Origin of the sequence: Neisseria sp. HMSC064D07 (assembly GCF_001837185.1) — a bacterium.
Taxonomy (GTDB): Bacteria; Pseudomonadota; Gammaproteobacteria; order Burkholderiales; family Neisseriaceae; genus Neisseria; species Neisseria flavescens_C.
This window is the reverse complement of record NZ_KV831654.1, coordinates 56283-67367: the sequence shown is the minus strand read 5'-3', so window position 1 is coordinate 67367 and position 11085 is coordinate 56283. Positions and strand designations below refer to the sequence as shown.

General features: G+C 50.1%; 8 protein-coding genes and 1 pseudogene. 7 read left to right on the top strand and 2 right to left on the bottom strand.

Annotation, left to right across the window (positions count from 1 at the left end):
- Both HMPREF2608_RS02535 and pilM read right to left on the bottom strand, forming a co-directional pair.
- Positions 1-290: pseudogene (locus HMPREF2608_RS02535) on the bottom strand (pilus assembly protein PilP); the annotation flags it as partial.
- 4 nt (positions 291-294) lie between these two features.
- Positions 295-1386 (bottom strand): type IV pilus assembly protein PilM, encoded by a 1092-nt coding sequence (gene pilM / locus HMPREF2608_RS02530; protein ID WP_070825873.1) that lies wholly within the window; start codon positions 1384-1386, stop codon positions 295-297.
- Positions 1387-1539: 153 nt separating this feature from the next.
- Between pilM and HMPREF2608_RS02525 the strand changes: the two genes are divergently transcribed.
- The 7 genes from HMPREF2608_RS02525 (at position 1540) to HMPREF2608_RS02495 (ending at position 11056) form a co-directional block, all read left to right on the top strand.
- Entirely contained in the window at positions 1540-3933 is a 2394-nt protein-coding gene (locus HMPREF2608_RS02525) for a penicillin-binding protein 1A (RefSeq protein WP_070825872.1), read from the top strand.
- A 60-nt stretch (positions 3934-3993) separates the two neighbouring features.
- Entirely contained in the window at positions 3994-4830 is an 837-nt protein-coding gene (locus HMPREF2608_RS02520) for a PHP domain-containing protein (RefSeq protein WP_070825871.1), read from the top strand.
- A 135-nt stretch (positions 4831-4965) separates the two neighbouring features.
- On the top strand, positions 4966-5808 hold the full coding sequence (locus HMPREF2608_RS02515; RefSeq protein ID WP_049333539.1) for a class II glutamine amidotransferase: 843 nt from the start codon (positions 4966-4968) through the stop codon (positions 5806-5808).
- 199 nt (positions 5809-6007) lie between these two features.
- Positions 6008-6460 (top strand): transcriptional regulator NrdR, encoded by a 453-nt coding sequence (gene nrdR, locus HMPREF2608_RS02510; protein WP_003748978.1) that lies wholly within the window; start codon positions 6008-6010, stop codon positions 6458-6460.
- A 14-nt stretch (positions 6461-6474) separates the two neighbouring features.
- Positions 6475-7578, top strand: coding sequence for a bifunctional diaminohydroxyphosphoribosylaminopyrimidine deaminase/5-amino-6-(5-phosphoribosylamino)uracil reductase RibD (ribD, locus tag HMPREF2608_RS02505; RefSeq protein WP_070825870.1), 1104 nt, complete (start codon positions 6475-6477; stop codon positions 7576-7578).
- A gap of 574 nt (positions 7579-8152) precedes the next feature.
- Positions 8153-9460 (top strand): nucleotide sugar dehydrogenase, encoded by a 1308-nt coding sequence (locus HMPREF2608_RS02500; protein WP_070460459.1) that lies wholly within the window; start codon positions 8153-8155, stop codon positions 9458-9460.
- Positions 9461-9628: 168 nt separating this feature from the next.
- Complete coding sequence (locus HMPREF2608_RS02495) at positions 9629-11056, top strand: oligosaccharide flippase family protein (protein WP_070825869.1); 1428 nt, start codon at positions 9629-9631, stop codon at positions 11054-11056.
- The last annotated feature ends 29 nt before the right edge of the window (positions 11057-11085 follow it).

Here is an 11085-nt window from a genome sequence, read left to right as displayed (position 1 = left end):
TTTTCCTGCAACTCTTCAACTTTCAGCTTTTTAGCCAAGAAGGCTTCTTTTTCTTGCTGAAGTTTATCGATTTCGCCTAATTCTCTATCAAGTCTGTCGATTTCGGTTTGCAGGAAGTTGTTGCGGCCTTCTTGATTGCGGATGGCGCTGTCAATACCGAGATAGGTAGCGGCTGCCAAGCCCAAACCCACTGCAAAAGCGCCAAGCATCAATATTTTGAATTGCTGCTGCTTGCGCTGTTTAATCTCTTCCCGATACGGGAGAAGGTTGATTCTGGTTAATTCGATCATGTTCTCAAAGTCCCCTTAATGCCAATCCGAACGCCAAAGTCAGTGACGGCGCATCAATTTGAAACTGCGGCAATTCTACTTTTGCACTGCGTTCCACATATGAAATCGGATGCAGATATTCTGTTGCCGTATTAGTTTGCGAGAAAATGCTTTCCGCCAAACCTGCCTGCTGCGCGGTAAAGCCGGTCAGCAGGATGTGTTTGATATTGGCGAAAGAATCAGTGGCCTGCGTGGTATAGTAAAATTGCAAAACACGCTGAACTTCCTGCGCAACCTGTACATTAAAACGGTCGGCAATCTGAGACTGGTAGTCGGAAGGCTTGTTTTGGGAAGCCATCATTTGAGCGGCTTTTTCTTCCGTCACCTGATAAGTACGCTGAATCAACTGATTGAGCTGCTCAGTGCTGACCGGAGTTTCCTGTTTGTAGAGGATACGGCCGTTTTGCAGAATCAGGGCATACATTTGCGTCGCATGAATGCCGAATACGGCAACTTTTTCCTCTGCCATTTCGGGAGCATGCGTATTCATCCAATAGACGAAGGCATTGCGTTGCGCCAGCAAGTCTAAATCCAAAGCAGACAAAGGCAGGCCCGCATTCTCAAACATTTCAATGCGCGGCTCGACATCGTCTTTTTTGGCGGCAACAGCTAAAACATGCTGGCCTGAACCGACTTCTTCAGCTTGAAAGTCGTAGTTCATTTCTTCAATAGGCGCAAATTGACCGACCTCCGCCTCGACAAACTCTTCTAAGTCCAAATCGGTATCTCGCGGGTTGTAAATAATTTGCTCGACTGTCGCCAAATTTTGTGGCACAGCCGCAACAATATTTTTGCAAGAACTGCGTAATTGTGTGTAAGTATGTTGGATGTAAGTAGCAAGCTGATCGTAGTCTTGAATTTTGTTGCCTTTGACAATATTTTTAGGCAATTTGGTAATAACGTATTTTTCCAGCTGAATTTGGTTTAAACTACGGCCTGTCAGTTGTACCATCTTAATGGCATGTTGGCTGATGTCGACGCCGATGGCAGAGCGGTTGTTCAATCCGCTAGAAGCCTTGCCTGTTTTGGTATCTTTCGTGCTTTTAAATAAGCGCATGATTTGACTTCCCTGTATCATTTAGGAGTGAGTAACTGTTTCGTTATCCGTAAAGGACTTCTTATTCTTTACACAGTATTGACTGTGGCTGATAGAAATCGTTTCCCATTTTACTTTATTTATCGCCATTAATGGCAAAATTATTACTTAGTCATGATTAAAAAGATTATAACGACCTGCATGGGTCTCTTATTAGGACTGGCTCTTTTCGGTGTAGGTCTGATTGCAATTGCAATTTTGGTAACCTATCCAAAACTGCCGTCTTTGGACTCTTTACAACACTACAAACCAAAAATGCCGCTGACGATTTATTCTTCAGACGGCCAAGTCATTGGCGTTTACGGCGAACAGCGGCGTGAATTTACCAAAATCGGCGACTTCCCCAAAATTTTGAAAGATGCCGTGATTGCCGCCGAAGACAAACGCTTCTATGACCACTGGGGCGTGGACGTTTGGGGCGTGGCGCGCGCCGCAATCGGTAACGTCATGGCCGGTGGCGTTCAATCCGGTGCCAGTACGATTACGCAACAGGTTGCCAAAAACTTCTACCTGAGCAGCGAGCGTTCGTTCACCCGTAAATTCAACGAAGCCCTGTTGGCCTACAAAATCGAGCAGTCTTTGAGCAAAGACAAGATTTTGGAGCTGTACTTCAACCAAATCTATTTGGGTCAACGCGCTTATGGTTTCGCCTCCGCCGCCCAAATTTATTTCAATAAAAATGTTAATGAATTAACATTGGCCGAAGCCGCCATGTTGGCCGGCTTGCCTAAAGCACCTTCTGCCTACAATCCGATTGTGAACCCTGAGCGTGCCAAACTGCGTCAGGCTTATATTCTGAACAATATGCTGGAAGAAGGCATGATCACCCTGCAGCAACGCGATCAGGCTTTGAAAGAAGAGTTGCATTACGAGCGTTTTGTACAAAACATCGATCAAAGCGCCCTGTACGTTGCCGAAATGGTACGTCAAGAGCTGTTTGAGAAATACGGCGAAGATGCCTACACTCAAGGCTTTAAGGTATATACCACCGTCGACACTGCACACCAGCGCGTGGCCACAGAAGCCCTGCGTAAAGTCCTGCGCAATTTTGACCGCGGCAGCAGCTACCGCGGTGCAGAAAACTACATTGACCTGAGCAAAAGCGACAACGTAGAAGAAACTGTCAGCCAATACCTTTCTACGCTTTACACCGTCGATAAAATGATTCCGGCAGTTGTATTGGAAGCCTCCCGTAAAGGTGTACAGATTCAGTTGCCAAGCGGCCGTAAAGTCACGCTGAACAGCCACGCTTTAGGCTTTGCCGCCCGTGCCGTCAACAACGAAAAAATGGGCGAAGACCGCATCCGCCGCGGCTCCGTCATCCGCGTTAAAGGCAGCGGCGATACCTTTACCGTCGTTCAAGAGCCTTTGTTGCAAGGCGCATTGGTGTCTTTAGATGCGAAAACCGGTGCAGTCCGCGCATTGGTCGGCGGCTACGACTACCACAGCAAAACCTTCAACCGCGCAACTCAAGCCATGCGCCAACCCGGCTCGACGTTCAAACCGTTCGTTTATTCCGCCGCTTTGGCAAAAGGCATGACTGCTTCCACCATGATTAACGATGCGCCGATTTCCCTGCCGGGCAAAGGTGCAAACGGTAAAGCGTGGAACCCGAAAAATTCAGACGGCCGCTATTCCGGTTACATCACGCTGCGTCAGGCTTTGACCGCGTCGAAAAACATGGTGTCCATCCGCATCCTGATGTCTATCGGCATCGGCTACGCGCAACAATACATCCAACGCTTCGGCTTCAAGCCGTCTGAAATCCCTGCCAGCCTGTCTATGGCTTTGGGTACAGGCGAAACCACTCCGTTGCGTATTGCAGAAGGTTACAGCGTCTTTGCCAACGGCGGTTACAAAGTATCTGCCCACGTCATCGACAAAATCTACGACAGCCAAGGCCGTCTGAGAGCGCAAATGCAGCCTTTGGTAGCCGGTGAGAACGCGCCTCAGGCCATTGACCCGCGCAACGCCTACATCATGTATAAAATCATGCAAGACGTTGTCCGTGTCGGTACCGCACGCGGTGCAGCCGCACTCGGCCGCGCCGACATCGCCGGTAAAACCGGTACTACCAACGACAACAAAGACGCATGGTTTGTCGGCTTCAACCCTAGCGTTGTGACTGCCGTCTATATCGGCTTTGACAAACCGCGCAGCATGGGTCGTGCAGGTTACGGTGGTACAATCGCCGTACCGGTATGGGTAGAATACATGCGCTTTGCCCTGAAAGGCACCAGCGTCAAACCGATGAAAGCCCCTGAGGGCGTGGTTTCGAACGGTGGCGAAGTGTATATGCGCGAACGCATGACCACCAGCTCCGACCTGGCCTTGGACAACAGCGGCGTTGCACCGCGCCCCGCTCAACCTGCCCGTCGCGCGATTCCGAATGAAAACCGCCGCCGCACCGAGAGCGGCAATGCGCCAGCCCGCGAAGAATCAGACGAAACCCCAGTTCTGCCAAGCAATACCGGCAACAACAAACAACAACTGGACTCTCTGTTCTAACAAATCAAGGCCGTCTGAAACGTTCAGACGGCCTTTTTTGAGAAAATTCAAAGCAAAACCATGATTGATTTACACTGCCATTCGACCGTTTCAGACGGCATGCTCTCCCCAGCCGAAGTTGTCCGACTCGCCCGTCAAAACGGTTGCACCCTACTCGCCCTGACCGACCACGACCACACCGGCGGACTCGCCGAAGCACGCGCCGAAGCCGATATCCTCGGTCTCCCCTTCGTCAACGGCGCGGAAATATCCGTCACTTGGCGCGGCCGCACCATCCACGTTGTCGGCTTGGACTTTGACGAACACAACGAAACCCTGCAAAACCTGCTTGCCGAAGTCCGTAAAGGCCGTCTGAAACGATTGGAAGCCATCGCGGCCAAACTGGAGAAAAAAGGCATAACAGGCGCGTATGAAGGCGCGCTGGCATTGGCCGCCAACAAAGAAATGGCCAGCCGCACCCACATTGCCGAATTCCTCATCCGCGAAGGCCATGTTAAAAACAAACAGCAGGCGTTTACCAAATATCTGGGCGACGGCAAATCCTGTTCCGTCAGACATGAATGGGCCACACTAGAAGACTGCGTAGCCGCGATTACAGGCGCGGGCGGCATGGCCATTATCGCCCACCCGATGCGCTATGAATTATCCGCCACCGCCAAACGAAACCTCTTTCAAGAATTTAAAAACCTCGGCGGCGCAGGGATTGAAGTACACAGTGGCAACTGCTGTAAAAACGACCGCCTCAACTATGCCCTGCTTGCCGACCGCTTCGACTTTCTCGCCAGCGCAGGCAGCGACTTCCACCGCCTCAACGACTTCAGCGGCGGCATACTCGGCGCCTGCCCCGACTTACCCGAACAATGCCGCCCGGTCTGGGAACACTTTAAGGCCGTCTGAATTTTTGACAGCAATTTTTCAGACGGCCCGCCAAGTATGAGACAGTTATAAACATATCACACTCTACATATTGAAACTGCCTGCCCGATACACCATAATAACCCTATAAATACCCCAAAAATAAAGGTTAACGCCATGTGCCAACTGCTCGGCATGAATTGCAACACGCCCACAGACATCATGTTTTCTTTTGAAGGCTTCCGCCGTCGCGGCGGCATTACCGACCACCACGCCGACGGCTTCGGTATCGGCTTTTTCGAAGGCAAAGGCGTGCGCTTGTTTCACGACGACAAACCCAGCGCCAACTCGCCCGTTGCCGACTTGGTGCGCGCCTACCAAATCAAATCTGAAAACGTTATCGCCCATATCCGCAAGGCCTCACAAGGCCAGACCTCATTGGCGAACACTCATCCCTTCATGCGCGAGATGTGGGGCGAATATTGGCTGTTTGCCCACAACGGCCATTTGATTGATTTTTACCCCGAGCAGGGCGAGTACTACCATGCCGTCGGCACGACCGATTCCGAACGCGCGTTCTGCTTTATTCTCAACCGCCTGCGCAGCCGCTTTGCCACCAAGCCCGAACCTGAAGTTTTGTTTGATGCCATCGCCGGCCTGACCCATGAAATCCGCCGCTATGGCTTGTTTAATTTCGTAATGTCCAACGGCGACTGCCTGTTTGCCCACGCCAGCACCTTACTGCACTACATCGTGCGCAAAGCCCCGTTTGGTAAAGCGCGTTTGCTGGACGATGATGTCATGGTCGATTTTTCAGAAGTGACCACCCCGAACGATAAAGTTTCCGTCATCGCCACCCTGCCCCTGACACGAGATGAAACCTGGTCGCAATTGGCAGTCAATGAATTGGTGATGTTTCAAGACGGCGACATTGTCCTCAGCGACCGTCCCGAGAATCCGGTTTATATGAGTGCGGAAGAAGGTTTGGAAATCGCCCGTGCCGTCGGCGTATCGGTTTAACGGTTGATTGGCTGAAAAACTCAAGGCCGTCTGAAAAGCTCAACTTCGCTCAAGTTGCCCTTTCAGATGGCCTTTTTATACTTAATCTATAGTCAAAGCCTTTACTATACGAAAATAGCGCAATCCGCTACAATAATAGGTCACAAACAATAAATTCAATTGCTTAGCGACCTTGCCGAGCGTATGACAAGGAAACCCGATGAAGTGCCCGTTTTGCCAACACCCCAACACACAAGTAACCGACTCGCGATGGCTGGAAGACACCAACAGCATCCGTCGCCGTCGCAAATGCTTGGAATGCGGACAACGCTTCAGTACTTTTGAAACCGTTGAAATGCGGATGCCGCAAGTCATCAAATCCAACGGCACACGGGTTCCCTTCAATCCGCATAAACTGCAAACCAGCCTTGAGCGCGCGCTGCACAAACGCCCTGTCACGCAAGAACAAATCGATGAAACCGTTGCCCTTATCGAGCAGCGCCTCTACCGTTTGGGCAAAAAAGAAGTCGCTTCACGCATCGTCGGCGAAATGGCGATGGAAGAGCTGGCAAAAATCGACCAAGTCGCTTATGTCCGCTTCGCGTCCGTCTATAAAAGCTTTAAAGACGTTTCCGAATTCACCCAAGTCATCGCCGAATGTAAAGCCAAATAAGGCCGTCTGAAACCATGTTTTCCGCACTTGATACCCAAATGATGCAAACCGCCCTCGAGCTGGCAAAGCTTGGGCGGTTTTCTACTTCCCCAAATCCCCGCGTCGGTTGCGTGATTGCACACGGCGCCCAAATCATCGGACAAGGTTTCCACGTCAAAGCAGGCGAGCCGCACGCTGAAGTTCACGCATTAAGGCAGGCCGGAGCGGCGGCCAAAGGCGCAACAGCCTATGTCACGCTGGAACCTTGCAGCCATTACGGCCGCACACCGCCATGCGCCGAAGCGCTGATTCATTCCGGCGTAACGCGCGTGGTCGCCGCCATGACCGACCCCAACCCGTTGGTCGCAGGCAAAGGTTTGTCCATGCTGGAAGCCGCCGGAATACGTACCGAAAGCGGTTTGTTGGAAGCTCAGGCACGCGAACTCAACCGTGGTTTTCTGTCGCGTATCGAACGTGACAGACCGTTTATCCGCCTCAAATGCGCCGCCAGTTTGGACGGCAAAACCGCCCTTTCAGACGGCCGCAGCTTTTGGATTACCGGCGAAGCGGCGCGCGAAGACGTACAAATTCTCCGTGCCGAAAGTTGCGCTGTTCTGACCAGTATCGGTACCGTACTTGCCGACAACCCAAAACTCAACGTCCGCAGTTTCCCCACCCTGCGCCAACCTGCGCGTATCGTCTTGGACAGCCAACTGCAAATCCCTTTGGACTGCCACCTCGTTACCAATACCGACAGCCCGACCGTTATCGTTACCCTTTCCTCAGACGAACAACGTTTGCAGGCTCTAAGTGCATTTGAACATATCCGCATCATCAGGCCGTCTGAACACATCAACGGCCGCATCAATCTTCTTTCACTCATGCCGCAACTGGCAGAACTTGGCTTTGGCGAAGTTCTGGTAGAAGCAGGCTCAACACTTGCTTCAGCCTTCCTGAAGGATGAATTGGTAGATGAAATCGTCCTCTACCAAGCGCCGAAACTGTTAGGTGCAGGCAAACCTCTTTTCTCCCTTCCTGAAAATCCGGCCGTCCTACTTTCAGACGGCCCTTGGCAAAGTCAATCGGTAGAAATCATCGGGAAGGACATTAAATGGGTCCTCCGGAAAAAATCCGTCTAATTGCCTCAGTTTAATAATTAAACCATTTTCAATAGAATATATATATCATTTACATTGCAATAAATGTGGTTTTTTCGTCAATATATTACAATGCTTATAACGTATTCCAATTTAAAACTTTGACTTGGGTTAACTATCCTCAAGCTGATTGTCGACAAATTTTCCTTTTTTTCATCACGAAATAATGGATTATTAAGATAAGTTAAGCCATGAAAATTTATTAAAATTTTTTATTCTAGAAGGGTTTTAAACGGCATAAACGGTAGTTTAATTTCATGAACCATGCATTTGACAAAGAGATATTTAAAATTAAAACATTTAGTTGAGTGTAATTTCTAAAAACTCAATATTCAAAAATACCTTTTTCATACCTTACAGGCCGTCTGAACGACCGTTAAACTTTTTTGATTGAGACGAATCAGATAAGTGCTTATGATTTCGTCTAATGTAATTATAAGTATGGTTTTAAGGCTTCACACGATACGGCAGCCGGCTATGGCTATGCGGTTGCAGCAAACAACTCAGGCTTCGGGAAAACACTCCCGATTTACTCATTCATTAAACGAAAGACATCATGAAAAACGTTACGATACAAAAATTTGCCGATAAGACCGCAAAAATCGGCATCGTTGGCTTAGGCTACGTCGGTTTACCACTGATGTTGCGCTATGTGGATATCGGTTACCAAGTTTTGGGTTTCGACATTGACACCAACAAAGTCGACAAGCTCAACAAAGGCGAAAGCTACATTGAGCATATCCCTTCCGACAAAATTGCCGCTGCTTCCAACAGTCTGTTTGAAGCAACGACCGACTTCTCCCGCATTGGCGAAGTAGAAGCCGTCATTTTGTGCGTACCGACTCCGCTGAACAAATACCGCGAGCCGGACATGAGCTTTGTGATTGATACTACCGATGCGGTAAAACCTTACCTGCGCGCCGGTCAAGTGCTGTCTTTAGAATCTACTACCTACCCTGGCACTACCGAAGAAGAATTGCTGCCGCGCATGGAAGAAGGCGGCTTGAAAGTCGGTCAAGACGTGTTCTTGGTTTACTCTCCTGAGCGTGAAGACCCGGGTAACCCTAACTTTGAAACCCGTACCATTCCAAAAGTCATCGGCGGCCATACCCCTGCCTGTTTGGAAGTCGGCCTTGCGCTGTACCAACCTGCCATCGATAAAGTTGTTCCAGTAAGCTCCACCAAAGCTGCCGAGCTGACCAAACTCCTGGAAAACATCCACCGCGCCGTAAACATTGGCTTGGTGAACGAGATGAAAATCGTTGCCGACAAAATGGGCATCGACATTCATGAAGTCATCAATGCCGCTGCGACCAAACCGTTCGGCTTCGTCGCTTATTACCCGGGCCCAGGCTTGGGCGGCCACTGTATCCCTATCGACCCGTTCTACCTGACTTGGAAAGCACGCGAATACGGCGTAAACACCCGCTTCATCGAGCTTGCCGGCGAAGTAAACTCCCATATGCCTGACTACGTTATCGAAAAAGTCGGCCTGGCTTTGAATGACCACAACCGTTCTATCAAAGACAGCAAAATCTTGGTATTGGGTATCGCCTACAAGAAAAATGTGGACGATATGCGTGAAAGCCCGTCTGTGGAAGTTATGGACCGCCTGCACAAACTGGGCGCAGTGGTTTCCTACTCTGACCCGCACGTTCCAGAGTTCCCACATATCCCCGGCCACCACTACTTCGACCTGAAGAGCGAAGCGCTGACCCCTGAAACTGTCGCCCAATACGACTGCGTGGTTCTGACCACCGATCACGACAAATTCGACTATGACATGATCACCGAACATGCCAAGCTGATTGTCGATACACGTGGCAAATTCCCAGTGAAAAATCCTAAAGTCATCAAAGCATAATCTTGCTTCAGACGCATCCGGCTGCCTCCGGTTTCCCCAACCGGGACGGCGGCCGGTTTCCCAAGGCCATTTGTTTTTCAGACGGCCTTGGCAAACCAGCAACGGTAACAACACATACCTTACGAAAAACGCTCAGCTCGAACTTCTGGCCGTCTGAAAACAAATAATATGAACGCGAAAAAAATCCTCGGCTACGCATTGGGCCCGCTAGGAAGCGCCGCCTTTGGCCTGCTTTCCCTGCCACTCATCTCATGGTACTTCCCTGCGGAAGACATCGGCCGTATCGTACTCTTGCAGACCATTGCCGGACTGAGCATTCTGCTCTTGGGCTTGGGACTGGACCAATCCTATATTCGCGACTATTACGCCGTTAAAGACAAGGCCGCGCTGTTCAAATCCGTTTTTTTATCGCCATTGATTCTGACGGTGGCGGTTGTGGTTTTAGTGTTACTGATAAACGCATCATGGCCGTCTGAAATCATTTTTGACATCCCCAGTGCAAATTTGGGGATTCTCTTTCTGATTTTCTTGGCCACCACGCTGATTACCCGTTTTTTAGCTCTGATTTTGCGGATGAAAGAGCAGGCATTGGCTTTTTCCGTCAGCCAGCTTGCGCCGAAATTCTTGATTTTGGTGTTGGTTTTTGCCGTGATTGCTTCCGGCTTGCCTACCAATACTACTTCGCTGGTTTTTGCCTACACCGCCGCCCAAGTACTGACCGTTGTACTGTTGATATATCAGCTGCGCCAAGACTTGCAAGCCGTTTCCCATGCAAAATGGTCGTCCGAGCTGCATCGGGACGGCCTGCGCTACGGCCTGCCGCTGGCATTCGGCAACTTGGCCTATTGGGGCCTGACTTCGATTGACCGCTTTGTCCTCAAAAACATCTCTGGCTTGGACGAGTTGGGCATTTATTCGATGGCGGTCAGCTTTGGTGCCGTCGCCCTGATTTTCCAAAGCGTGTTTTCCACCATTTGGGCGCCTTTGGTGTTCAAATGGGTAGAAGAAAACACCAATCTGGACAAAATCGGCGACATCACGCTTTCCATGACCGTCCTCATCAGCGCAATGATTTGCCTCATCGGGATTTTCTCGCCGATGGCGACCTGGATACTGCCGGAAAAATACACGCAGGTTCAATTTATCCTGCTCTCGTGTATGCTTTTCCCCCTGTTTTATACGCTGACCGAAGTCAGCGGCATCGGTTTGAACGTCGTCCGATCGACTTGGCTGATTACCGTCATCAACATCGTTGCCTTTATCGCCAATACTGCCCTGCTCTATCTGCTGGTGCCTAAATTCGGTGCAAAAGGTGCGGCTATGGCCAGCGCAACGGCTTTTTGGCTGTTTTTTATCTTTAAAACCGAATTCTCTTCACGCCTGTGGCAGCCTTTGCCGCGCCTGAAGATTTATACCAACTCAACGCTCTGCCTGATAATCTGCCTTGCCTACACTTGGCTAGGTACGCGCGACAACTATATTTGGTTTGCGCTGGCATGGGCAGTCGGACTGGGTTTCCTGTTCCTAAAATACAAACACGCATTATTTGCCGCGACCGAAAAAATCAAAGCCAAATTAAACCGTTCGGCAAAATAGCCAACCTGAGATTCACGTCTCTACGATAA